Origin of the sequence: Leptolyngbya sp. AS-A5 (assembly GCF_039962495.1) — a bacterium.
Lineage (GTDB): Bacteria > Cyanobacteriota > Cyanobacteriia > Leptolyngbyales > Leptolyngbyaceae > Leptolyngbya.
In genome coordinates, this window is sequence record NZ_JAMPLL010000002.1 from 368744 (window position 1) to 393647 (window position 24904).

The 24904-nt window shown below is 48.2% G+C and carries 25 protein-coding genes; 21 read left to right on the forward strand and 4 right to left on the reverse strand.

From position 1 onward, the window contains the following. Positions 1 to 192: 192 nt before the first annotated feature. Positions 193 to 1149, reverse strand: coding sequence for an aldo/keto reductase (locus tag NC980_RS04125; protein ID WP_190379853.1), 957 nt, complete (start codon positions 1147 to 1149; stop codon positions 193 to 195). Between the two features lie 135 nt (positions 1150 to 1284). On the opposite strand from NC980_RS04125, the gene glyS reads away from it, so the two are divergent. Both glyS and NC980_RS04135 read left to right on the forward strand, forming a co-directional pair. Beyond that, complete coding sequence (gene glyS / locus NC980_RS04130) at positions 1285 to 3426, forward strand: glycine--tRNA ligase subunit beta (protein WP_190379854.1); 2142 nt, start codon at positions 1285 to 1287, stop codon at positions 3424 to 3426. A 147-nt stretch (positions 3427 to 3573) separates the two neighbouring features. Further along, complete coding sequence (locus tag NC980_RS04135; RefSeq protein ID WP_199298786.1) at positions 3574 to 4107, forward strand: late competence development ComFB family protein; 534 nt, start codon at positions 3574 to 3576, stop codon at positions 4105 to 4107. Between the two features lie 47 nt (positions 4108 to 4154). Here NC980_RS04135 and NC980_RS04140 read toward each other — a convergent pair whose 3' ends face one another. Continuing rightward, a complete protein-coding gene (locus NC980_RS04140) occupies positions 4155 to 5498 on the reverse strand; it encodes an ATP-binding protein (protein ID WP_190379855.1) in 1344 nt (447 codons plus the stop codon). Between the two features lie 87 nt (positions 5499 to 5585). Between NC980_RS04140 and NC980_RS04145 the strand changes: the two genes are divergently transcribed. From NC980_RS04145 to NC980_RS04160, 4 genes are all read left to right on the forward strand, one after another. Next, positions 5586 to 7223 carry a cyclic peptide export ABC transporter gene (locus tag NC980_RS04145; RefSeq protein WP_190379856.1) on the forward strand — a complete coding sequence of 546 codons (1638 nt, stop codon included), beginning with the start codon at positions 5586 to 5588 and terminating at the stop codon, positions 7221 to 7223. Between the two features lie 183 nt (positions 7224 to 7406). Then, positions 7407 to 9998 carry an adenylate/guanylate cyclase domain-containing protein gene (locus NC980_RS04150; RefSeq protein WP_190379857.1) on the forward strand — a complete coding sequence of 864 codons (2592 nt, stop codon included), beginning with the start codon at positions 7407 to 7409 and terminating at the stop codon, positions 9996 to 9998. A gap of 559 nt (positions 9999 to 10557) precedes the next feature. Beyond that, on the forward strand, positions 10558 to 11394 hold the full coding sequence (locus NC980_RS04155; protein WP_190379859.1) for a pentapeptide repeat-containing protein: 837 nt from the start codon (positions 10558 to 10560) through the stop codon (positions 11392 to 11394). A gap of 324 nt (positions 11395 to 11718) precedes the next feature. Further along, positions 11719 to 13965, forward strand: a complete 2247-nt coding sequence (locus NC980_RS04160) for an FdhF/YdeP family oxidoreductase (protein WP_190379860.1) — start codon at positions 11719 to 11721, stop codon at positions 13963 to 13965. A gap of 136 nt (positions 13966 to 14101) precedes the next feature. On the opposite strand, the gene NC980_RS04165 is transcribed toward NC980_RS04160, so the two are convergent. Then, positions 14102 to 15088, reverse strand: a complete 987-nt coding sequence (locus tag NC980_RS04165; RefSeq protein ID WP_190379861.1) for an RNA polymerase sigma factor, RpoD/SigA family — start codon at positions 15086 to 15088, stop codon at positions 14102 to 14104. A 794-nt stretch (positions 15089 to 15882) separates the two neighbouring features. On the opposite strand from NC980_RS04165, the gene NC980_RS04170 reads away from it, so the two are divergent. Then, positions 15883 to 16572: a Bax inhibitor-1 family protein gene (locus tag NC980_RS04170; protein ID WP_190379862.1), complete on the forward strand. Its 690-nt coding sequence runs from the start codon at positions 15883 to 15885 to the stop codon at positions 16570 to 16572. 38 nt (positions 16573 to 16610) lie between these two features. Here NC980_RS04170 and NC980_RS04175 read toward each other — a convergent pair whose 3' ends face one another. Next, on the reverse strand, positions 16611 to 17633 hold the full coding sequence (locus NC980_RS04175; RefSeq protein WP_190379863.1) for a LysR family transcriptional regulator: 1023 nt from the start codon (positions 17631 to 17633) through the stop codon (positions 16611 to 16613). 215 nt (positions 17634 to 17848) lie between these two features. Between NC980_RS04175 and NC980_RS04180 the strand changes: the two genes are divergently transcribed. The 14 genes from NC980_RS04180 (at position 17849) to NC980_RS04245 (ending at position 24644) form a co-directional block, all read left to right on the forward strand. Further along, positions 17849 to 18253: a hypothetical protein gene (locus NC980_RS04180; protein ID WP_190379864.1), complete on the forward strand. Its 405-nt coding sequence runs from the start codon at positions 17849 to 17851 to the stop codon at positions 18251 to 18253. Between the two features lie 38 nt (positions 18254 to 18291). After that, positions 18292 to 18543: a hypothetical protein gene (locus NC980_RS04185; protein WP_190379865.1), complete on the forward strand. Its 252-nt coding sequence runs from the start codon at positions 18292 to 18294 to the stop codon at positions 18541 to 18543. Positions 18544 to 18561: 18 nt separating this feature from the next. Beyond that, complete coding sequence (locus NC980_RS04190; protein WP_190379866.1) at positions 18562 to 19047, forward strand: 2Fe-2S iron-sulfur cluster-binding protein; 486 nt, start codon at positions 18562 to 18564, stop codon at positions 19045 to 19047. A 51-nt stretch (positions 19048 to 19098) separates the two neighbouring features. Next, positions 19099 to 19572 (forward strand): phycobilisome protein, encoded by a 474-nt coding sequence (locus NC980_RS04195; RefSeq protein ID WP_190379867.1) that lies wholly within the window; start codon positions 19099 to 19101, stop codon positions 19570 to 19572. 174 nt (positions 19573 to 19746) lie between these two features. Then, positions 19747 to 20427 (forward strand): V4R domain-containing protein, encoded by a 681-nt coding sequence (locus NC980_RS04200; RefSeq protein WP_190379868.1) that lies wholly within the window; start codon positions 19747 to 19749, stop codon positions 20425 to 20427. Beyond that, positions 20424 to 20738, forward strand: coding sequence for a hypothetical protein (locus NC980_RS04205; protein ID WP_190379869.1), 315 nt, complete (start codon positions 20424 to 20426; stop codon positions 20736 to 20738). The genes NC980_RS04200 and NC980_RS04205 overlap by 4 nt, the downstream gene beginning before the upstream one ends. Before the next feature lie 16 nt (positions 20739 to 20754). Next, positions 20755 to 21249: a hypothetical protein gene (locus tag NC980_RS04210; protein WP_190379870.1), complete on the forward strand. Its 495-nt coding sequence runs from the start codon at positions 20755 to 20757 to the stop codon at positions 21247 to 21249. 2 nt (positions 21250 to 21251) lie between these two features. Continuing rightward, the gene (locus NC980_RS04215) at positions 21252 to 21908 is read left to right on the forward strand and encodes a V4R domain-containing protein (RefSeq protein WP_190379871.1); all 657 of its coding nucleotides are present in this window, start codon (positions 21252 to 21254) and stop codon (positions 21906 to 21908) included. Positions 21909 to 21926: 18 nt separating this feature from the next. Further along, positions 21927 to 22367, forward strand: a complete 441-nt coding sequence (locus NC980_RS04220; RefSeq protein WP_199298787.1) for a serine/threonine-protein kinase — start codon at positions 21927 to 21929, stop codon at positions 22365 to 22367. Between the two features lie 23 nt (positions 22368 to 22390). After that, entirely contained in the window at positions 22391 to 22639 is a 249-nt protein-coding gene (locus NC980_RS04225) for a protein kinase (RefSeq protein WP_347273465.1), read from the forward strand. 48 nt (positions 22640 to 22687) lie between these two features. Beyond that, positions 22688 to 23218: a hypothetical protein gene (locus tag NC980_RS04230; RefSeq protein ID WP_199298788.1), complete on the forward strand. Its 531-nt coding sequence runs from the start codon at positions 22688 to 22690 to the stop codon at positions 23216 to 23218. A 22-nt stretch (positions 23219 to 23240) separates the two neighbouring features. After that, complete coding sequence (locus tag NC980_RS04235; protein ID WP_190379872.1) at positions 23241 to 23513, forward strand: hypothetical protein; 273 nt, start codon at positions 23241 to 23243, stop codon at positions 23511 to 23513. A gap of 31 nt (positions 23514 to 23544) precedes the next feature. After that, positions 23545 to 24258: an NnrU family protein gene (locus NC980_RS04240; protein WP_190379873.1), complete on the forward strand. Its 714-nt coding sequence runs from the start codon at positions 23545 to 23547 to the stop codon at positions 24256 to 24258. Positions 24259 to 24305: 47 nt separating this feature from the next. Beyond that, positions 24306 to 24644, forward strand: coding sequence for a thioredoxin family protein (locus NC980_RS04245; protein ID WP_190379874.1), 339 nt, complete (start codon positions 24306 to 24308; stop codon positions 24642 to 24644). Positions 24645 to 24904: the final 260 nt, after the last annotated feature.

The following is a 24904-nucleotide window of genomic DNA, read 5'->3' on the forward strand; positions in this document are numbered from 1 at the left end:
AAGCTTCTGCCCCTCGTTGTATGTCGCAGCCTTTACACCAAATTGATCTTTGAGTGCTACAGATCTTGGAAGTCCCCTAAATCCCCCACTCGTGGGGGACTTCAAGCCCAAACTGGCTCAGATTCTCAAAGTCCCCCAGAAAGGGGGATTTAGGGGGCGAAGGATCTATAGCATTAACAAATTGATTCGGTATTACTTCTGATACGATCGCGTCAGCAAATCAAGCTGCGTTACTTCTTCTGGCTCCAAATCCCAACCGATCGCGCCTGCGTTTTGTTTTGCCTGACTCGCATTTTTCGCACCCGGAATTGGAATTACATTTCCCTGAGCAATCAACCAATTTAGGGCAACTTGCGCTGGAGTTCGATCGTGCTTCGCGCCGATTTCGGTGAGACGATCGATCAAAGGCATCAGTTTTTCCAAGCCCTGACGACTAAATTTCGGATCGAGCTTTCGCGCTCCAGTGACAGAATCAGCATTTTCGGGCTTATATTTTCCGGTGAGTAAACCTTGTGCAAGTGGACTATAGGCGAGAATTGTTACGCCCAACTCTTTAGCGGTCGCCAGAATTCCGTTGACTTCAATTCCCCGGTGTAGCAGGGAATAGCGCACCTGATTTACCGCTAACGGAACCCCTTTTGCCGCCAGATACCCTTGTGCCTCTCGCATTTGATCGGCGGAATAGTTGCTCACCCCGATCGCGCCAATTCTACCTTGCTTGACTTCCTCAGCAAGTGCTTCCATCAGCGTTTTCTTACCCATGAAAAAGTCAAACGGCATATGCACTTGATACAGTGCGATCGAACTGACTCCTAAGCGCTTGAGGCTTTCTGTCACCGCATCATGTACGGCTTGAGCGCTAAACCGCCAGGGTAACGGCATATATTTGGTCGCGATTTGAACAGGCTGATCAGTCTGCCGCATAAACTGACCTAAAAATTGCTCAGACTTACCTAACCCGTAAATCTCAGCCGTATCAAAGAAAGTCACACCTGACGCGATAGCATTTTCAAACGCCTGCTTCAGATCGGCTTCGTTGTAATCTTTGCCATAACTCCAGAACAGCGAATCACCCCAAGCCCAAGTTCCAATACAGAGCGGCGGAACCGTCAGACTCGTTCTGCCTAATGAAATCGATTCAGTAGCCACGAGAATTCCCCTTGTAACATTTCTTTAAGTCTAACGAGGGCGATCAATTCTGACATTCTTCTTGCGATTGACTCATCTCGATTTCCTGTCCCACGGTAAACTGGTGAAATTGATTATTGCGATCGCGCTTTTGTTATGCCGTCATTTTTACTCGAAGTTGGAACCGAAGAACTCCCCGCAAGCTTTGTCGATGAAGCATTGTCGCAATGGCGATCGCGCATCCCCAAACAGCTTAGCGAGTTAAATTTGGCATCTGATTCGATTCAGTTTTATGGCACACCGAGACGATTAGCGATCGTGATTGGAGGCTTATCTGCTCAGCAGCCGGATCAAGAAGAAGAAATCAAAGGGCCTCCCGCACAAGCCGCATTCAAAGACGGCAAGTCGACCAAAGCCGCAGAAGGATTTGCTCAGAAACAAGGAGTGTCGATCGACGCATTCGAGATTCGTCCGACTGAAAAAGGCGAATTTATCTTCGTCAAGAAAACGATTAAAGGTCGCGCCATTGCAGAAATTCTCACAGAACTGATTCCGCAGTGGATTACGCAACTTGAAGGAAAGCGCTTTATGCGGTGGGGCGATGGAGATTTACGGTTCTCGCGCCCGATTCGCTGGCTAGTGACATTGCTCGATCGCGAAGTTTTGCCGATCGAAATCACCAGCAATTCGATTCAGTACAAGAGCGATCGTATTTCCTGGGGTCATCGCGTTCTGCATCCCGATTCGATTTCGATTCCGAATCCAGAATCTTATGTTTCAGCGTTAAAGTCTGCGTTTGTGGAAGTGAACCCGAACGATCGCCAAGCACTGATCAAACAGCAAGCGGAAGATGCTGCAAAACAGATCAATGGTGTGGCGATTATTGATCCTGATTTGTTGCGCGAAGTGACTAACTTAGTCGAATATCCTTCTGCTGTTGTGGGTAAATTCGATGCAGACTTCTTAGAGCTTCCCGCAGAAGTCATCACCACCGAAATGGAAAGCCATCAACGCTATTTCCCAGTTCGCAAATCGGATAGTCCTGAACTTTTGCCTTATTTCATTACTGCCTCAAATGGCGATCCAAAGAAAGCAGACATCATTGCATCCGGAAATGAGCGAGTCATCCGAGCGCGGCTCTCAGATGGAAAGTTCTTTTTTGATGCCGATCGCAAAATTCCCCTCGAAGCCTATCTTCCCAAACTCGAAACCGTAACTTTCCAAGCTGACCTTGGATCAGTGAGATCAAAGGCTGATCGCATCATCGGCATTGCGGCTCAACTTTGCGCTCAGTTAAACGTTGCCGATCGTGCCTCAGTCGAACAAGCTGCACTCCTTTGCAAAGCCGATCTCGTCACTCAAATGGTCGGTGAATTTCCAGAGCTTCAAGGTATAATGGGACAAAAATACGCGATCGCCTGTGGTGAATCCGAAGCAGTCGCGACCGCAATCTATGAACACTACTTACCGCGCGGCGCAGGCGACGATTTGCCGCAAACTTTAGCAGGGCAGATTGTAGGAATTAGCGATCGTCTCGATACCTTAGTCTGTATTTTCGGCTTAGGTCTGATTCCAACTGGCTCATCTGATCCGTTTGCACTCAGACGGGCAGCAACTGCGATCGTCAACATCACCTGGGCAGCAAACTTAGAACTCGACCTCAATCAGCTATTAGAACAGGCTGTCTCTAGCTTCAGTGCGAACTATGCCCAAGTTCAGAAACTTCCAGCAGCAGATCTGCTTAAACAGCTAAAAGACTTCTTCTTACAGCGAATTGAAACACTGCTAAAAGATGAGCGAGGCATCGATTACGACCTGGTGAATGCAGTCTTGGGTGAAAACGATCCAGATTACACCGCACGAGCATTACAGAATTTATTAGATGTGCGCGATCGAGCCGAATTTCTGCAAGCAATCCGCACCGATCAACGCCTCGCTGCTATCTACGAAACTGTCAATCGTGCTTCTCGTCTCGCAGTTCAGGGAACCCTGGACAAGCAGCAGCTTGATCCGGTTCCAGTCATTCGTCCTGAACTGTTTGAGAAAAACTCAGAGAAAGCCTTCTTTGCTGCACTTCAGCAGTTAAATCAAACGATGCAAGGTCAAGCCGACTATACCAAGCTGGTTGAAGCCTTGAGCCAAATTGCGCCCACAGTTAGTGCGTTCTTCGATGGTGAAGACAGCGTACTGGTGATGGACTCTAATCCTGACATCAAACAGAATCGTTTAAACCTGTTGGGAGTGCTGCGAAACCATGCAAGAGTGTTAGCGGACTTCGGAGCGATCGTCAAAAGCTAGCTGCACGGAGTATTAATTTTCCGTTGTCAACATTAATACTTTATCAAGCCAGCCTCGCAGATAAAAATTCTGCAAGGTTGGTACACCTGTTGTTGTTTCAATCGCGATTGAGAGTAATGCTTTATACATACTACTCAATCCATCATTATGCCCGGTCTATCGAATTCTCACACTGACCCTGCTCCGACTAAACCTCCTTCTTCTCGCATCGAAGCTTCAGTTAACGTCATGGAAATCTTGGTTGCCGAAGAAGTTACAAATCAGCTCGGCTCCCTTCCGTACAAGGTTGCTCGCCAAACGAACCCCTCTGAAGTTGCCGCTTTCGCCCTCAATCGGCTGCCAGCCCTGTATGCCACAAGCAAGCGGGGCTGGCAGCGCCAGTGGAAGCGAGGCAAAGGAGAAATGCAAGCGCAAATTGCCACTGCTGTCCGCCAGGGAATCGTGGCAGTCCAGCGCGACCCTCTCTATGCAGATAGTCCCCTCGCCTTTGACAATCCCTCCGAAACAGCGCTGCAAGAACTCAGGCAGCTCCTCCGCTGTGAGGATTTGTCCTGGCAAAATCTATCCAGCGTCGTCAGACTAACCTTGATGGATACGCTACGCGGCAAAATCACTTGGGCTGCACCTCAGCGCAATGAGGGCTTCGATTGGGAGAATCATCCCCATCATCAACGAAGCTAGCGATCGCTCTCACTCTCCTATGCCCCTTGAGAACGCGCTCCACTCTCTTAATTCAGGGGCAATAAGATCTCAAACACCGTCCCGCGGAACTCTGGCTCAATACTAGAGTAGACGCGGAACTTCCCGCCATGTCTGCCTGTAACGATGCGGTAGCTCATCGCTAAGCTGGTTTCTTGTGCCAAATCTGTTGAAAACGCATTCAATAATTGATTTTGCGTCTCGATCGATATCTCAGGATTGCTGTCGGAAATCTGAACCGAAACCCAGCGCTGCCCCGATCCGTCGAGCGAACACACTTCGGTCAAAATTGTAATTTTCGGGGATTCGCAAGACTCCAGCTCACATCGAGCCGCTTGATTGAGCAGAGCATCGATCGATCGATTCAAAATATTCATGAACACCTGGCTAAGCTGACTAATAAAGCAAGGAATCGGCGGGAGGTGTCCGTAATGCTTCACAACTTGAATACTACTCGTCAGGCGGCTCTTCAACAGAAGTAACACTGAATCCAGACAATCATGTAAATTTGCGGGGCGCGGATACACCTCATCGATGTGACAGAAATTTTGTAGACTATTTGCTAATCGAGAAAGGCGTTCTGCCCCTGTTCTAATGCTGTCAAGCGTTTTCGGCAAATCCTCGCAAATGTAATCGAACTCGATCTCTTCCTTCAAATCCGTGATCTTTTGCGGAACTTGAATCACATATTTCTCATACACCTGGATAATCTCAAGCAAACTCCGACTGTACTCGGCAATGTGGCTCAAGTTCCCCCAGATAAAACTCACCGGATCGAGGATTTCGTGCGAAACCCCATCAACAAGCCGCCCCAAGCTTGCCATTTTCTCACTCTGAACCATCTGAAGCTGGAGACGCTCAATTCTGACCTGCGTCTCAATTCCCCGCAATTGCCAGTAAGCAATATTCAATTCGTGAACATCGAGAATGCGGTACTGATCAGAATCGAGATGCACAACGATCGGATCACTCAAGCGCTCAAACGGACGACGCAACGCCTGGTGTGCTGCACTCAAAATCGGAGTATCACCGCTCAGAATTAGGGGTACGGCGCGATCGTAGCTATGCAAAACCCGAAGCGGCTTATCGAGAAAAAGATCAACTCCGTAAGGACGCAGCAAATATTCCAGCAGTCTTTGGCGCGGTAACATTCCCACAAAGCGCCCTTGTTCGGTTAAAATGACCCCCGGAAGTAGCGAATGCTGCTCGAAGACTCGCGCTACCTCCGTTCCCAAAACGTCTAATTCTGCCGCAAAATCATACAGAGGCAGATCCTTCAGTGTCGATTCAAGCTGGATCGATTGCGTGTTCCCACGAATCAAAGTGGGAGCGTTCAGGGGTGATCGAGCAGTAGAGGTTGGTTTTGTAAACACAAGGGCAGTCGTCCAAGTTACAAACTTGCTGAATCTACACTGCCCAAATTTGCGTCTACTTCATCAGCCTTACCCGAACCTCCTGCTATGCAATTGATTTCTTTCTTGCTCCGGTCTTCTCCCAAATTAGTCGCGATCGCGATTTTTATGGGGCTTCTCAGTGGGGCGAGTAGTGCGGGATTAATTGCATTAATCAGTCGGGCGCTGGGAAGTCCGAACGCAGCGATCGGGCAAATTGCAGGAGCGTTTGTTGGGCTGGCGATTCTATCTCTAGTGACGAGCGTTATTTCTCAAGTGGTGCTGATTCGTTTAGCACAAGATGCAGTATTTCATCTGCGATTGCAGCTAAGCCGCCAAATCCTATCGTCTGAGCTGCGGCATCTAGAACAGCTTGGAAACGCTCGGATGATGGCAACCTTAACCGAAGATGTGCAGGCGGTAGCAACGGCTGTTTCGTCGTTCCCGTTTCTTTGCATTGAGCTGGCAACTGTTGTTGGCTGTTTTGTGTTCATCGGCTCATTGTCTTGGGTTGTGTTTGCAATGGTAATGGGCTTGTTTGCATTCACATTTTTAACTTGTCAATGGTTACTCAATCAAGCGCGTCGTCGGATGGTTGATGCGCGTGAAGATCAAGACGCTTTGTTTCGACATTTCCGATCAATTACTGATGGTATCAAGGAACTAAAGCTGCATTCTTCTCGCCGTCAAGTCTTCCTCAATCAAGAACTAGAAACGACTTCAGCCTCTTTTCGTCGCCATAACATTTATGCACTGATTTTGTATGCGTCCGCCGGGAGTTGGGGCAAACTGATTTTCTTCTTTGCGATCGGCTTTTTGCTGTTTGCGCTTCCTAGTCTTTTATCGATTCCGATCGAAACGCTGTCAGGCTATGTTTTGACGTTTACTTATCTAACGTTGCCGTTGGATAAGTTAATTCTAAAGCTGCCAATTCTTAGCCAAGCGAGTGTTTCACTTCAGAAGATTGAAGCTTTGGGACTATCACTCAAAAATCGTGCAGAAGCCGCAAATAATCCAGCGGCAGTCACGTTTGCAGGTGAAGCCAGCGCCCAGAACTGGAGACAGATTAAACTTCATAACGTGGCTCACAGTTACTATCAGTCCGCAGATACACAGTTCAAACTAGGGGACATCAATCTCACGCTAAATGCAGGCGAAATTGTGTTTATTGTGGGTGGAAACGGTAGTGGTAAATCAACCTTAGCAAAGCTTTTAACTGGATTATACGCACCAGAATCAGGAGCTATTTTGCTCGATGGCACTCCGATTACAAACGAGAATCGAGAATGGTATCGGCAGCACTTCTCGACTGTGTTCGCTGACTTTTATCTCTTCGATCGCCTACTTGGTTTAGATGCTACAGATCAAGAAGCACAGAGCTATCTGCAACAGTTGCAGTTAGATCATAAAGTTCAGATTCGCAATGGTCAGTTTTCAACGACTGAACTTTCTCAAGGACAACGAAAGCGGCTAGCGTTGCTAACCGCATATCTTGAGGATCGCCCCATCTATCTGTTTGATGAATGGGCATCGGATCAAGATCCTACGTTTCGTGAATTGTTCTACACCGAGTTCTTACCAAAGCTAAAGCATCGGGGTAAGACGGTGTGGGTGATTAGTCATGATGATCATTACTTTGGGTACTGCGATCGTCTGATCAAACTCGATTATGGGCAGGTTGAGTACGATCACCGCAATGAGTCCTGAATCGGAATGATCGTTCTTTAAGATACAAATGTAATTCTTTTGAGAAAATTCGCCCTTAATCGCATCAAATTTTCAGCTTTAGGGAACTCTGAGCACAGTTGCTGATTGTGATTTCGCGTCGGTTCATTGCGTTTTCCGAAACCATGAGCCTGTACAAGTTCCTCTAACAGATCCCCCCGTTCTATGACCTCTTTTTCCTCGCATCTACCCGATTCGCCCCGCCCCGTAACGATGCAGTCTGATGGCCGTGACCGCAAGATCTCGCCCCCCTCTAGCGAATCGCGGCTTGTCGTCGCCTCAAACCATGCCTTAGCTCCCAAAGGAAGGTTTTCTTCATTTCTCGCACCGTTGACTCAGGAGAAATTCAAAGAAGTTGTTCACGAGGTTGAACACAAGCTCAAAATCGTCAATCAAACCCTATCAATGCTGGATATGCAGGGGTTTGACACAATTTTGGAGGAGATGCTGAATTCGATCACCGCAAAAACCGGGGAATTGCTCAACGCCGATCGCACGACAATTTATTTGCTCGATGAGGAAAAGCACGAACTTTATACAACTGTGACAGAGGGATCAGGGGGACGTTCGATCGAAATTCGTTTTCCCGCCGATCAAGGGATTGCTGGAGAAGTGGCAACCTTTAAGCGCCCGGTGAATATTCCCTATGATTTTTTTGATGATCCTCGATCGACCCAATCTAAAATTCAGTTCAACAAAACGGGCTATCGAACTTACACGATGCTAACGATGCCCTTGCTGAACGATGAAGGGGGCTTGGTTGCAGTAGTTCAGTTAATTAATAAGCTCCGATCCCGCTGCGATCGTGCTCTTCCACTCGATCAGCGAATTGCGCTCGAAGGCTTTACCCCGCACGATGAAGAACTATTCCGAGAGTTTGCACCTTCGATTCGACTGATTTTAGAATCTTCGCGATCGTTCTACCTTGCAACCCAAAAACAACGGGCTGCCAATGCCTTGATCAAGGCAACTCAATCGCTGAGTCAGAGCAGCTTAGACCTCGATGACACGCTCAAACGAGTGATGGACGAGGCAAAAACTTTAATGAACGCCGATCGCAGTACGCTTTGGTTGATTGATCGCGATCGCGATGAAATCTGGACGCGTATTCCTACAGTAGAAGGCGCAATGAAAGAATTGCGCTTACCGATCGGCGTTGGATTTGCGGGACAAGTCGCGGCTTCGGGCGAAGTCATCAATATTCCTTTTGATTTGTACGAGCAAGCAGGAGCCGAAACGGCTAAAAAAACCGACCAAGACAACGGCTATCGCACCTGTAGCCTGCTTTGTATGCCCGTTCGCAATGCTGACGGTGAACTTATTGGTGTCACTCAGTTAGTCAACAAAACCAAGCAAGGCGATTTCCCCTCCTACGACCCTAAAGACTTCCCCAAAGCACCGGAGCGCTGGAAAGCAAGCTTTAACCGCAGCGATCAAGAATTTATGGAAACGTTCAATATTCAAGCTGGAGTTGCCCTGCAAAACGCTCGACTGTTTGAAACCGTCAAGCAGCAGGAACAAATGCAGCGCGACATCTTGCGATCGCTAACCAATGGCGTGATCTCCACCGATAAAGAAGGTAGGATCATTGCTGCGAACGAAAGCGCCAAAAAACTTCTGGGACTGAGTGAAGAAGACGCGATCGAAGGACACCTGATTACTCAACTGATCCAACTCGAAAAAGGCAGCTTCTACAACTGGTTCAATCAAGCCATTACAGGCAACCGTCAGCAATACTATCCGGATCAAACCCTACAACCCGTTAGAGGCGAGGAACAGCACAGCATCAACTTATCGATCAACACGATCGCCGATGCCAATGACCACCATCGCATATCGGGTGCGCTCGTTGTGATGGACGACATCAGCGACGAAAAGCGACTCAAAAGCACAATGTACCGCTACATGACCCAGGAACTCGCAGAACAGCTCCTCGAAAATCCTGATGCCGCAAAGATGGGCGGCGATCGCAAAGATGTCTCTGTGCTGTTCTCGGATATTCGCAGCTATACAACGCTGACCGAAACGCTCAAAGCCGAAGAAGTCGTCGAGATGCTAAATCAGTATTTTGAATCGATGGTCGAAGCAGTCTTCATGCACAAAGGCATTCTCGATAAATACATCGGTGATGCGATTATGGCGGTGTTTGGATCGCCCTTACCCTTAGACGATCACGAATGGATGGCAGTCCAAACCGCACTAGAGATGCGCCATCGGTTGACGGCATTCAATCGAGCTAGAAGCGCCTGTAATCAACAGACAATCTCGATCGGAATTGGCATCAATTCAGATACGGTGATTAGCGGCAATATTGGATGCAGTAAACGCATGGAATTTACCGCGATCGGTGATGGAGTCAATCTCGGTTCTCGGCTCGAAGGCGCAAGCAAGCTGTATGGAACCGATATCGTCATGAGCGAGACCACTTATCGCCCTTGCGCCGATCGCGTTTGGGCGCGAGAACTCGATTTCATCAAAGTCAAGGGTAAAAACAAGCCTGTTGCCGTTTACGAACTGGTGGGGCTGCGATCAGAGAAAATTTCCGACGAGAAGCAGCGCATCATCGACCACTATCACAGCGCCCGTCAGCACTATTTGAACCGTAAATTTGCCTTCGCTGTGGCAGAATTTGCAACAGTTCTAGAAATCGACCATACGGATAAAGCGGCATCTCTGCACATGGAGCGCTGCCAGCACTGGCTCAGAACGCCGCCGTCTGATGACTGGGACGGCTCCTGGTCACTCACCGAGAAGTAAGCTTCACAATTAAAAATTTTCATATACAGGTAGCACACCTAGAAAGACGATGCTATCCTTAACCCAGGAATTAGCAGACAGCTCAAAATACTTACCGGACACTACGCCCGCGGGGATGCGATTTCGCAGTTGCGAAAGGTATACTAGAAGTATTAAGAGCATAATGCTCACGCCATCACTAACCTCGATGTGTCGAGCCACCATTGACAGAGCCTGTATTGCTCTTGCTTGTATTCCCTCTACTGTAGTTATTCACCCCCACCCTACTCATGTCTTCCTTCCACCACAACGGTCAAGCTGCTTCCATCGCTACAGCAAGCCCATTGCATCAGCAGTCACCGGATCTATTCAGCGATCTTCAAGCGCTGATTCCGCAGAATTTAAGCAATAACAAGCGTGCTGTGATTAATGCCCTGATCGCACGTCATCTAAAGAACTCTAGCGATCGCTAAATCTTAGTTTCTCCTAAAGCAGTGGATCGATATTGCCTTGCCCCAAGCGAGATATAAGAGATTCGGCTATACTATATTATGATTCCTAACTTTTCGCGAGTTTGGGGTTGTCTTTACCATTACTCGAAACGGGCGACCCTTCACAAATCTTGATAGACTTTCTAAGCTTTGTGCGAAATGCACCAGAGCCGTTTTGTATTCCTAACTGTGCAACGTCCTGTGTCCCCAGATGGTCTCAGTTAGGCAAGGCAAATATGATGACCAAAGAGCAATCTCTTCAACTTCTCTCAGACTTAATTGAACGAGTTACAAAGGCTGAAACCGACGACTTCTTAATTCTTGCGGAAATCGCAGGACTAAACCCGCTTCAAGACTTTTCAGGAATTGATTTGAGCGGGGTCGATCTTCGATCGAAGAATATGGCACGGGCAGATCTAATCGAAGCAACGCTGGTGAGAGCCAGCCTGATTAGCACGGATTTAACCGATGCGCGACTCATTAGTAGTAATCTGGCACATGCAAATCTGACTGATGCGACGCTGACGGGAGCAAACTTAATCAATGCAGATTTAACGGGTGCGGTCTTGGTGAACGCCACTTTAGATGGTGCGAATCTGACGGGTGCAATTTTGACCGAGGCGAAGTTGAGCTATGCAGATGTACGACGATCGACATTAACGAGTGCAGACTTGAATGGAACGAAGCTGAGTGAGACGAACTTAAGCTACGCAACGCTGCGGCGGGCACACTTGATCAATGCAGACTTGAGTGGGGCAAGTTTGTATGGAGCCGACCTGACTGGAGCAGATCTACGAGGCGCAGTATTGTCTGATACGAATCTTGTGGGCACAAAGGTTGAGAGAACGCGGTTTAATGATTCCCGCTGGTTTTCGAGAGATGCAAAGCGGGATTTGATCCAGCGCGGCGCGATGTTTGAAGCCTAGATGTTTGAAGCTTAAAGGTGCCAACGCACCGCTTCTTGTCCGGCAGGCGGCTGAACTTGCTTTGCCTCAACTGCATACAGTCTCACCGACTCTGGTAGCTTATAGAGTGAGAGTGCAGTTGCTTCAGCATGACGAACTTGGCTGGAGAGAGGCTATTGAGGGTTGCGAGCAACAGAAGAGGGGGTAATGTAGCTTGCCGTAAGGCGGAGTCGATCGAATCGATATAGTGAGTATGTCTCATGATAGAGGCTTCTAGCTTCAGCAATGAGACCGCTTAAAAACACGCTAGGATCAAGGACACACCTCGATTTCGGAAACTTGGTCATGGCGCAAGAAAAACCTCCTCAGTCTGGCGGTGGAATGGCAGTCGTGCAATATTGGGCAGAGCAAACGTTATCGCCGGATGGAGCCAAGATTTGGCAAACGCTGTTTCATAAAAGCGCGTGTTTGTCCTGTGCCTGGGGAACTGGCGGACAGAAAGGTGGATTTGTCAACGAAGACGGGGAAGTGTTGCAGCGATGTGCCAAAAGTGTGGAAGCGATCGCGTCTGAGCTACAACCTGCCACGGCTTTTGAGCAAGAGTATACGATCGCTCAATTGCAAGCTTTAGCCTCTCAAGAAGCAAACAATCTAGGGCGCTTAAGTCATCCCCTGATTCTGAGAAAGGGTAGTAACCGCTATGAGTGCATTAGCTGGGATGAAGTCTACCAGATTGCAGAAGCAGCCTTTCAGAAAGCTCCAGAACGAGTGGCATCTTATAGTTCAGGACGATCTTCAAATGAAGCTGCCTATCTATTGCAATTGATGATGCGAGCTTTGGGATCGAACAACTTAGCCGATTGTTCCGATTTGTGTCATTCTGCTTCGACAGTAGGGCTGAAAGATATGTTTGGCTCCGGCACATCAATGGTGAGCTTAGAGAGTCTGAAAAAAGCGGATTGTGTTGTGTTGATTGGATCAAATGCGCCTGCAAACCATCCGCGATTGATGAATGAATTGATTCAACTGCGCGATCGCGGCGGTAAGGTGATTGTGATCAATCCTACGATCGAGGTTGGATTGGTTAAATTCGGTTCTCCTGCATTTCCGATTAAATCAATGTTGAAGGGCGGCTCTGACATTTCTTCACTGTATCTACAACCCATTCCCGGAAGTGATGTTGCATTGTTCGTGGGGTTGCAAAAAGCACTAATCGAGCAGAATTTAGTGAAACAAGACTTTCTTGAAGCCTATACAGAACAATGGCAAGCGGTGATTGACTATGCCCAATCAACTTCTTGGGAAACCATCACCGAAGTCTGCGGAGTGTCTAAGCCTGAAATTGATCTCGCTGCAAATTTCATCGGCACTTCAGAAGGAGTCGTTTTCGCTTGGGCAATGGGTGTGACTCAACAAGAAAATGGAGTCGATAACATCTATAGCATTGCCAATACAGCCTTGATTAGTGGCAATGTGGGGAAAGAAGGGGCAGGAACCATGCCGATTCGGGGACACTCGAATGTGCAGGGCTTTGGATCAATGGGTGTCACCATTCACCTGAAGAAAGAGATTCAGCAAGCATTAGAGAAATTATTGCAAAAGCCTTTGAGCCGGATTCAGGGCTATGATACTCGCGCCTTGATTGAAGCCGCAGATGCAGGTCAGATCGATACTTTAATCTGTTTAGGTGGTAATCTCTATGCTGCAAACCCTGATTTAACTCAGGCAAAACGCGCTCTCGGCAGCATCGAAACTATCTTCTATGTTGCAACTAAGCCAAACTTAGGACATTTTCACGGACTCGCTCGCCACAATACGATCGTCATTCCTGTGCTCACTCGGTTTGAGAATCCTCATAAAACGACGGCTGAATCCGGCAACAACTTCGTGCGCCTAAATGATGAAGGTCACACTCATCTGAAAAATGCGGAGTTGATTTCTGAAGTGGAATTTTTAACGGAAATTGCCGATCGCGTCCTCCAAGATTCTCCAGTCCAGTGGCGCAAGCTTCAAGATACAAAGTATGTGCGGCAGTTGATTGCTCAAACGATTCCAGGCTATGAAAAGATTGGTGAAATCGATGACACCGAAGAAGAGTTTACGATCGCCAATCGCGTGTTTACAACGCCGAAGTTCCCCACAGCTACCGGAAAAGCTTCAATGTTTGTCACTCCTTTACCAAGGCTCTCAATTCCAACAAAACAAGATTTTGGTCTACCAGACTTAACTCCCGGATTGACGCTGATTTTAGGTACAGGACGCAGCTACGCACAGCACAATACTGTGGTGTACAAGCCTGGAGATAAATATCGCGCTATGCCGCACCGTAATTGTATTTTGATGAATCAAGCAGATGCAGAGCGGGCAGGATTTCGAGAGCATCAGCGCGTTACGGTGCAAGGCGATGCAGGTAAGCTCGAACAAGTTGAAATCATCTACGGCATGATTCGATCGGGCGCAGCCATGATGTTTTATCCCGAAGTCAATGCTATTTTCAAGGTGAAGGTTGATCCACGATCGGGCACTCCGGCTTATAAACGTGTTCCAGTAGTTGTTTATGCACCTGAAACTGTAGCAGCAAAATCACTCTAACTGCATAAAAAGTAGCTCACACTTAAAGTCCCCCACTCGTGGGGGACTTAGGGGGCATCAACCTGCCCGAACGCAGCGAAACAAGAAAAAGGGGGCATCGATCAATGTCCCCTTTTATCTGATGTGAGAAACGAAACTAGCTAGCAATATACTCGCGAACGTTTGCTTTGCGACGACGTAGATGATCCAACGCTTGCCGCTCAAGCTGACGAACCCGCTCACGGCTCAGATTCAAACGATCGCCCACCTTCGCCAGCGATAGCTCGTACCCATCCTGCAAACCATAGCGCAGGCTCAGAACTTCACGCTGCTGCGGAGTCAAGTCAGTCATCAACGTCTCAAGATCCTGGCGTAAAAGCTCCTGAGTCAAGTGCATATCCGGCGAAGGGCCGTTATCCTCTAACAACTCCTGAAGCTCGGTATCTTGGTTATCCCCGACGCGCAGATCGAGCGAAACCGGCTGACGTGACATCATCAGAAACTCACGAATCTGATCCGGCTCAAGCTCTAACTCGGTGGCAATCTCAGCCGCAGTCGCAGCCCGTCCAAGCTTCTGCGCTAGCTCACGCTGAACACGCTTGATCTTGTTGAGCTTCTCGGTGATGTGAATCGGTAAACGAATCGTGCGGGCTTGCTGAGCGATCGCTCTCGTAATCGCCTGACGAATCCACCAGTACGCATAAGTCGAGAACTTATAGCCGCGAGTCGGGTCAAACTTCTCAACCCCGCGCTCCAAGCCCAGCGATCCTTCTTGAATCAGATCCAAAAACTCAAGATTGCGCTTCTGATACTTCTTGGCGATCGACACCACCAGGCGCAGATTCGCTTCGATCATCTTCTGCTTGGCACGACGACCCCGCGTAAAGATGCCAGTCAACTCAGCATCGCTCAGATGAACGTGCTCAGAAAACTCTTGCTGCGTCGGCTCGTAACCGAGCTTCTTAGCAAGCTTCTCTTTCTTCTCTTGCAGCGTCATCATCTGCTGCACTTGCTTGCCGTAGAGAATCTCTTGCTCGTGGGTCAGCATCGGCACACGACCAATCTCATGCAGGTAAGTACGCACCATGTCGGCGCTGTAGGTGGACTTGGGAGCGGATTTAGATTTGGTGTTGGCAGTAGCCATGTGCAGTCAACTCCATGAAATGAAAACGATTGGGGCGGCGAAACTCTGATGGATCGAGGGTAAAGACTAAGAAGCAGGTGCGCTCAAAACTGAGGCATCACGAAGGCAATCGCTTAAACACAGAATGTGGAAGAGAACAACCTGAACTGAAGGGAAATAGGGTAAAGGTCTACGCTGTAAACCTGACGACAAAAGTAAGAGTTGGGTTCCTATGTCGAAGTCAATTCGACTTTAATTTAATAATAGGACGAACTCGAACAAAAGTAAAGAGCCTCGCAGGACTTTCTGGGAAAATCTCAGAAAATATATCGCTTGAGAGAACAAAACGCGAGGCATAGAGCGATCCAAAATAGAACTGAAGGTCGGTTAAATTCTTCTTTTATCATGACGGGTCTGTGAGGGAATGAATAGACAATCGCGTGGGGGATAACCGTACCATTTTTAACAATAGGAGTTGTAATTTCTACCAGTTAGATTCTTTAGCGATGCTAAACGCTCGGAAGTCTCGCCACGTGACGCTTTTGAGAGTTCGAGAAAATTTGCTCTAACAGTTTCAGGACAGCTTTATGTTTGTTAGATTGTGGCTGTTCTAACCTAGTTTTTAAATGTGAAAATGCAGTGACATTTAGATGACGATCGCATAAAAAAATAACGATCCTTAATACTTTCAATCGTATGTAGATTGATTGATCCATCGTCCTCAATTTGATAGAAATCGCACTTATACTCAACGCGATTTTGTATGCGTTCGTTAAGCTGACAGGTAAGTTGTTTCAACATGAGGAAAAAGGCTTATGCTGACTGTCGCTCAATCTCGACCGACAGAGCGTGCCCAGTTTATCCAGAAGACCTATCTACACTTAGCTGGAGCCGTGGGCGCGTTCATTGCTCTTGAAGTGCTGCTGTTTCAGTCTGGAATTGCCGCCGCCATTACTGGGTTTATCGCATCGAGTCGATTTACCTGGCTGGCGATTTTGGGAGCGTTTGCGCTGTTGGGTTGGCTGTCTCGATCGCTCGCTGCAAAAGCGGATTCTGTACAAACGCAATACACAGGTTTAGCAATCTACGTCATTGCAGAAGCCCTGATTTTTGCGCCGATTCTTTATATCGCCGCGACCTTTTCTGATCCCAGCGTGATTCCGACTGCCGCAATTTTGACATTGCTCTTGTTTGCAGGTCTGACAGCGGTTGCCCTGACGACAAAAAGAGACTTCTCGTTTTTGGGTGGTGTTTTGACGATCGGTGGATTTATCGCGCTGGGTCTGATTCTGTGCAGCGTGATCTTCGGCTTTACGCTGGGGCTGATCTTCTCGGTTGCAATGGTGCTCTTTGCCTCGGTTGCAATCCTGTATGACACCTCAAAAGTCATGCACCATTACGCGACGCATCAATATGTCGCAGCCTCCCTAGAGCTATTTGCATCGGTGGCATTGCTATTTTGGTACGTGCTGCGGATTGTCATGTCGCTATCTTCGCGCCGATAGGTTCAGAATGCTCAAGCGTCGATCGCCTGAGCACTTCCTTATTCCAGTTCAGAAATCGCTCGATTACTCGCGGCTTGCAGCATCGCTTTCAGGCTTTGGGGTTCTGGATAGGCAGGAGTCGGGCGCTCGAACTTCAGCGGCAGATTTGTGAATTTTGGCAAAATTTCTCGGCAGAACGCATCCGCAGCTTTCGATCGATATCGAGTCGGGTTAATAATCACCGAGAGATTGCGCTTCACAACTACATCTTCAATTCTGGCGCGATGCAGCATTCCCATTTGCAACTCTTTCTCAATCGCAGACACCGACACAAACGACGCGCCTAAACCAGACTGAACCGCGTTTTTAATCGCTTCGATCGAATTCAGCTCCATCTCAATTTTGAGGCGGCGGGTTTCAATGCCACAGCGTCCTAAAACTTGGTCGATCACCTTGCGAATCGTCGATTGAGAGTCGAGGGCAATAAACTGCAAACGATACAAATCGTCTTTCTGGATCGTTTCTAGGCGGGATAGAGGGTGAGACGGAGGCAAAATCAGCGCGAGTTCGTCTTCGGCATAGGGAATAATTTCAAGCGAGTCTTGAAGTTCAGGAGAAATCTCACCGCCAATAATCGCCAGATCGATCTGACCATTCGCCACGCTCCAAGAGGTTCGCCGTGTGGAGTGGACGTGCAACTGAACCGCTACATCCGGATACTGCTGTCGAAACAACCCAATCATGCGCGGCAACAAATAGGTTCCCGTCGTTTGACTTGCGCCAATAATCAGCGTCCCGCCCTGGAGATTCTGCAAATCTTCGATCGCGCGGCAAGTCTCCTGACAAAGCGTTAGGATTTTCTCCCCATAATTTAGAAGCAAATGTCCTGCTTCGGTCAATTGCGCTCGTCGTCCACCACGATCAAATAAGGGCACGTCAAGCTGGCGTTCTAAATTCTGAACCTGTAGACTTACTGCTGGTTGAGAAACGTATAAGCTATCAGCAGCCCGCTTAAAGCTGCCCTCAGACGCGATCGCCTTCAAAATACGTAACTGATCGAGAGTGAAAGGAAGGTCAGACATACGGCTAAGCCTAAAGTGTGAGGAGCTTGAATTACACCGGGAGATCAATGCGTTCACTCTAAACTGGGAAGCCAGCTAGAGAGTGTGAACAATTATGAAGAACAATCAAAAATGGAAAAAAATAGGCAAGCTTTAGTTGCGCGATCGCGCTGAGTCAAATTTCCTCCAGCGATTGACGTGGCAAGTATTGTACAGAACGATGAGCAAATCAGCCTATGAACCAGGAAGTTATTCAGGACTTTCTGAATGTACCAGGAATCACGGGAATCGCCCTATTTAGTAGACAGTCTGAGCCAGTTTTTTACAGCAGTCATCCTGAGATTTTTCAAGGACGATCGCAATTGCTGGCTGAAGGCATTCTACAAGTTGTCGAAACTATCCCAACTGAATATGAAGTGCTTGAGTTTCAGTGCGCTCAAACTCAAGTGGTGCTGCACCGCCTGCCCCAAGACATGATTCTCCTGGTGCTCAAAGATCAGTCCTACATCACCGATCAGTTTACTCACGTCGTTGAAGCTTGCGATCGCGCATTGCCATCGAGTCGATCGCTCCTGAATCCGTTGCAGATGATCCTTCCCGTCCAACCCTACAAGACCTGCTGGATGCCTTTAATCAACTGAGTCAGTTCACCCAGCAATACTTGGGAGTTGCTGTAATTGTGAACTATTTGAAGAAAACTTGTTCCACACGCAACGGGTTCGAGCAATTTCAGGTCGAGCGATCGGGGCAGATCCGCTTTGTTGGGGAATCCTCAAGGTTAGAACAGGCGGTGAGCACTCAAGAACACGACTGGTTTCGCGCTTGGGTGGCTCAGTTTATTCGTCCCTGTTCTCAAGCGGTGCGCGACTATGCCGTCCTCGTCGAACAACACGCCCTCACTGATACCCAAAAAGCTCTTTTATTGCCCTAAACTATTGCCCTAAACACTATGGTGAAAACGGTACGCCTTGAACCGATCGCCCAAGACAGCGAGATCGAAACAATGGGGAATCTCCTCTCGGTGCTTCTCAACAAAGATTTAGATGTCTTAAAAGAATGTGGCGGGCATGGAAGGTGCGCGACTTGTCATATCTACGTCAAGGATGGAATGGCTTCTTTGACTCCAATCGCTCGACGTGAGCAGCGCACTTTGGAAGTGATCACCTCTTGTAAGCCGAATTCACGATTGGCGTGTCAAGCGAGAGTTATCGGGAGTGGAGTCGTCGTGGAGCTACCTCCAGGAATGTATGTCAACTCGATCAAAGACATCGAAGCGCTAATTGGTCGCAGAGCTGAACAGGATCTCCTGCATCCTTTGACCGGGCAAGTTCTGGTGGAAGCGGGAAAATTAATTACCCGATCGATGCTGAAAAAAATCGAAGACACGACCCCTTTCAATCCGTCAAATTACTTCTCGAATTCGTCTAGCGTTTAGATTCACAAAGAAACAGGGAACGCTTCAAACAACTCTAAATCGATAACGCCTATGTTGAGTCAGATCCAGCGGTTAACGCAAGAAACCGAAGGACGCTACGCCACCGATGAGGAACTCCGTTTTCTAATTGAGTATGCTCGATCGTATGAGTTGCGCGTCCAAACCTATCAGAAGCTGCAAGCCTGTGAAGCGGTAATCATACAGCAGGTACAAGCGAAAATGAGAGAGATCGATCCGATGTTGTTTCGTCAGGGCAACGAGGATTTAACAAATAAATGGAAGCGCGATACAGTGCGAGTTCTGCGCTACTCTGCCGCTACGATGCTGATTGACGATCCAGAGTCGATGCGGGAACGGTTTCTCTTTTGGTTTCAGACGATGATGCGGGCGTTTAATGCTCAGAAAAGCTGTGGTGTCACTTACACAGTAATGCAGGATGTGATTAAACAGGTTTTAACGGTCAATGAAGCGAATTTGATTTTACCGATTCTAGAATTGAATCGCCGGATGCTTGGAACAGTTTAGCAGCGAGCTTTTCGCTTCGTTCTAGACAGAGAGATGCTCCTAACTTCCCCATGAGTAGAAGACTTGAAGCAGGAAAGTTTCAAAACTCCGAATCTGGGCACACTGAAACCCATCAGCGCATCTGTTGTCGCTTCACTGATTGGCTACTTATTGCTTGACCCCCCTAGAAAACTTATGCCGATTGCACTTTCTCATCAAACCTCAGCAAAGCTCAAGAATCCGAAAAAACATAACCACTACGGATTCAAAGACTTTTATCAATTCAATTCGGATACAGGCACGATCGTTGATTGGAACAACAGTCAAAACATTCTCACCTCTGAAGATTTCATCATTGGTTTGGTTGAAGGACTCGAAGAAGAAGTGGGTGATGCTTCAGCGGCAACGATGTACACGATCGGCTATGAGTGGGGTCAAAAAGATGCGTTCTTTTTCGAGAAATGGTTTGAAAAAGAATACGATCGTCCAATGCGTCAAACCAATCTAATGTTCTTGCTCGAAACCTGGTGGTGGTCGTTTACCGCCCAGGGTTGGGGACGCTGGGAAGTGGATTTGGGCGATCGCAAACAAGGATTCATGTTCATCAGTGTATTTGACTCAGCCGTGGCGCGGACGCTGGGGGATGTGGGTAAACCAGTTTGCTTTTTATATGCTGGATTGTTTGCTGGCTTTTTTACGGAATTGGTGAAAAAACAGCTTAGCTGCATCGAAATTCAGTGCTATTCGATGGGCGAAACCTACTGTAAGTTTCTCCTTGGCGGACAAGAACGGATTGATGCAGCATCCTTTTGGCTGAATGAAGGCGCGACTGCAAGAGACATCGAAAAACGGCTCAGAGCAGGAGAACTCCGATGACTCTAATGCTGGAACAGAACGTCCTCCAAGGTACTCAGAATTGGCTATATTCTTCGGTTCAAACGTTTTTCACAACCTGCAATTGGGAAGATCAACCTATTGCTCCAACGCCGCAGGTAGTTCAACAGTTGGAAAAAGCCGCTGCGATCGAGCCATTGACAGAACTCCCATTCAACTTACCAGTCGGTCAATTTTTCGCTGCAATTCATTGGGAAGGAACCACAGCCCGACTTCCCCTAGTTGAACCTCTCGAATCTTCTTCAGAACCGACAGATGACTTTACCTTGACTGATTTTTCTGATTTGTTTTGATGTGACAGGAACGCTTATGCAATCTCCCATCCACGAAATTTTTGATGAAGCCGAACACCGCTACCTCAAACCCGAAGAACTTCAATTAATCGGGCACTATGTTGGCTCAATCACAGACCGCATCCATGCTTATCGAGCCTTGCGAGATCGAGAGCTTGACTTAATTCAACAAGCTGCCGATCAGCTCCAATTCGATCTGCCAAATGCAGAACTCGCCGTGTTAGAGCGAGCAATTAAAAACGGAATGTTAATCTTACGCCACTGTGGAATGGCGATGCTGCTAAATGACCCGAACTTTGTGCAGTCCCGGCTGCTAGATTGGCTCAAAGACTCGATCGAACTGCATCAAGCACAAGGTGCAGATGCTGCTTTCTTTGAATTGATGAAACAGCAACTGCGTCTGTCACTGACTCCACAGCAGATGGCGCTTCTAAAACCGTTTCTCAATCAAGCCGAAGCGATCATGCCAGCGCAACCCGAAGAAATGCTCACCGTCGCAGGGATTTTCTAATCATGATTTCTGTTAGCGATTTATTGATTCGCGATCGTCTGCCCGCGAACTACTACGCCAGCGATATCTATGTGCGCGGCGATCTAGAAATGGGGTTGCTTGAAAGTCGGCGGGGAGATCGATTGCTCTCGCTGCCTGAAGCATTCATTCAGGGAATTTACTCTGGACTGAACAAAGAAACAGGTCAAGCTTCGCGATTGGTTTTATTTAACTGCGGTCGCTGGTGGGGGAGAAATTTCTTTAATCGCTTCCGGGATGAAATGAGCGATTATTATAGAGAGCCGCTAGCTGAAATGCCAATGGCAGACTTTTTGCAAGCTTTGAAGCAATGCTGGATTACTTACGGTTTAGGCAAACTGAGCTTAGATCAGACCTATCACGATCGCGGATTTCTCGTTGTGGAGACAACAAACTCGCCGTTTGCGCGAGTTGCGATCGAGCCTGAGCTGCCATCTTGTCATCTAGAAGCAGGAGTGTTTGCGGCAATCTTTAGTCAGCTTGCAGAGCGAGAGCTACACTGTGTGCAAACTCGCTGTGAATCTTTGGGAGCCGCAAGTAATTTGTTTGTGGTTGGGCTGAAAAAGCGGCTAGAGCAGGCTGAGAGTTTGGTGGAAAAACAGCTTGACCACGAATCTATTCTGCCTCGTTTATTGGTCTAGCATGGGATCGATTGAGAAGTGTCTACGCTATCAGACGCTAAGTTCAAGCCATTCAAGTACCGCATTCTAGGATTGGTGGGTCGGGGGCAGTTTGGGCGGGTCTATTGTGCGCTGCATCGCCAGACAGGTGAATTCGTCGCCCTTAAAGCACTGGATCGAACCCTTTCGACTCATCAATTCTTGCGAGAACTGCGGTTTCTCGTGGCGTTAGAGCATCCCAATATCGTCACTTGTCGAGCGATCGAGCATCTGCACGGAAGGCGGTATCTCGTTCTCGATTATTGCGAAGGCGGAACGCTGCGCCAATTCATGGAAAATCATCAGCAGTTGCATCCGGCGCTCAGCGTGAAATTAGTTTGCGATGTGCTGACGGGATTAGAGTATGCCCACGATCGGGGCGTGATTCACTGTGACATCAAGCCGGAAAACATTTTGCTGGGCTTAAGCCCAGAGGGATAGACAGCGCGGACTCTGATTTTGGCATCTCGCGGCTCAGCCAGGAAGTTACGCCGACTGCCGCAAATTTAACTGGGTCGCCTGCATTCATGGCTCCAGAGCGGTTTTATGGGCAATATTCGCATTCGACCGATTTGTATGCAGTTGGGATTTTGTTATTTGAGCTACTGACGGGGTATCGTCCGTTTTCGGGTCTGCACACAGAAATCATAGCGGCGCATCTCAATCAACCTGTGCGTATTCCAGCGCATATTCCAACATCGCTGCAAACGTGATTTCTACAGCGCTTGAGAAGTTCGCGAAGATTTCAGTCGGCGGCTCAAATGCGGGCTGCGCTGCAGTCTGCGGCTGCACAGACATTTCAAGTAGGTGCTCAAAATCGAACAACTCCGATCGCTCCGCTATTCTATCTGCCTGAGATTTTGCGGAACGAACGGTTGCCCGCTCAAGCTGGGCAGATTGGAGTCGTAGAGACGGCTACCCTTCCCCAGTACGATCGCTATGTTCGTCGATCCGCCTTAATTTTTCTCAGTCACGTCGAAACGCTGCAAGCTCGTTCGTATGCGATGGGATTCGTCGATCGCCGAAGTGGAAAAGCTTTACCCATTGCTACCCTTGCAGAGCCAATTCGGGAATTAACTGTGCGATCGCAAGGCTGTTTTGCGATGACAGAGCGATCTGTTTACCGGCTTTCTGAGCAAGCGCCGCAATTGATAACTCGACTGCATCACCCATCGCGAATCGCGATCGAGCCACAGGGGCGCTGGATGGTAGTTGCAACGTTGAGAGACCAGGAGAGTGCAAAGCTTTTGAGCTTTTGGACGCTGCCGCAGCCTTGCTGCAACCGAAGTTGAACATGAACGATCGCTGCTGTTAGTGCATCTCAAACCGTATCGGTTAATTCGGCTCACGATCGCAATTCGTCCTCAATTTGTTGCGGCTTTTCCTTGGGGAGTGGTTGTTTCCGACGAGGAGCAACTAATTGCAATGGATTACAACGGGCAGCAAATTGGACAATCAGAAATTCCACGAGGCATTTGCGCGATCGCGGCGCATGGAGAAACGGGACTCGCGATCGCAACATGGCATCAAGCAGAAAGCGCACTTTACAGCTTGAATCTTGAAGCGATGCGCTCCGCGAGCTTGTAAGCTAGATTTATTCTTCAAAGTTCGGTTAGGTATGGCTTTTGACTGGTTGACTTCCAGCCATTTCATTATGTTTGGATGGCTCGTCGGGTTCGCGATCGCGCATAGTGGGCTAGCATCACTGCGAATGGTGGCAGAAAAACGGATCGGGGCACGACTGTATCGGGTGATTTTTGCGCTGGTGAGTCTGAGTATTGCGGTACCCATGCTGATCTACTTTTTCAATCATCGCTATGACGGCTTACAGCTTTGGAATGTTCAGGGCGTTCCAGGCGTTTCTACAATCGTTTGGATTTTGTCAGCAATTTCGTTTTTGTTCCTCTATCCTGCGACGTTTAATCTGTTAGAAATCGCGGCGATTCAAAAACCGCAAGTGCATCTATATGAAACGGGCATTATTCGGATTACGCGACACCCGCAAATGGTCGGACAGATTATCTGGTGCGTTGCCCATACCTTGTGGGTGGGCAGCAGTTTTATGGTTGTCACTTCGATCGGGTTAATTCTGCATCACTTGTTTGGAGTGTGGAATGGCGATCGACGGTTGACGGCGCGATATGGTGAAGCGTTTGCAGCGGTGAAAGCGAGAACCTCGATCGTGCCGTTTGCCGCGATCGTCCAAGGTAAGCAGACGCTTGAACTCAAAGAGTTTTTGCGGGTTGCTTATGTCGGAGTGGGGGTATTCACTCTATTATTTTGGTGGCTTCACCCAATCGTAATTCGTGCATCTGGGAACGTAGGCTGGTAGCATGATCCCAAGCCTTAGTAAAAGCAAATAATAATTTTTGGAGAACTATGCAAGCAGGAATTAGCGAAGGGGCGTTTAACCAAGAAGTTCTTGAATCAGCGACCCCGGTTCTTGTGCATTTCTGGGCACCTTGGTGTGGGATCTGTCGCTTGATCGAGCCATCGCTGAATTTACTCTTGAAGCAGTATGGCGATCGACTCAAATTGGTCGGAATTAACGCAGATGAAAATTTGAAGCTGGCAAGTCGTTATCGAATTACCACACTGCCAACAGTATTGCTGTTTGAAGGGGGTCAGGTGCTGCATCGGTTAGATAGTTATCAGCGGCGTGAAGAGCTACGATCGATTCTCCAAGAACTTCTGGTTGCGCCTGTGAGATCTCGGTAAAGCCGCGATAAATCGCGGCTGTGCGAGGGCACTGGTACTAATCCAAAGGCGCTTCCAACTTGACTAGAATTCTGCAACCCGTGACGATCGTCTGCGCTTAGAAGCCAAATTAGATTTTTCCTTGAAATTCTAAAAAATTCGATCGCGTCTTCCAACTGATAGATGCGAACTTGTAGACCTATGCTCTTTGATAGATGGAAACGGCTCGACTGGGACGAGGCTCTCATTAGCGTGTAGATCGAGTAAGAATCATCCAATTG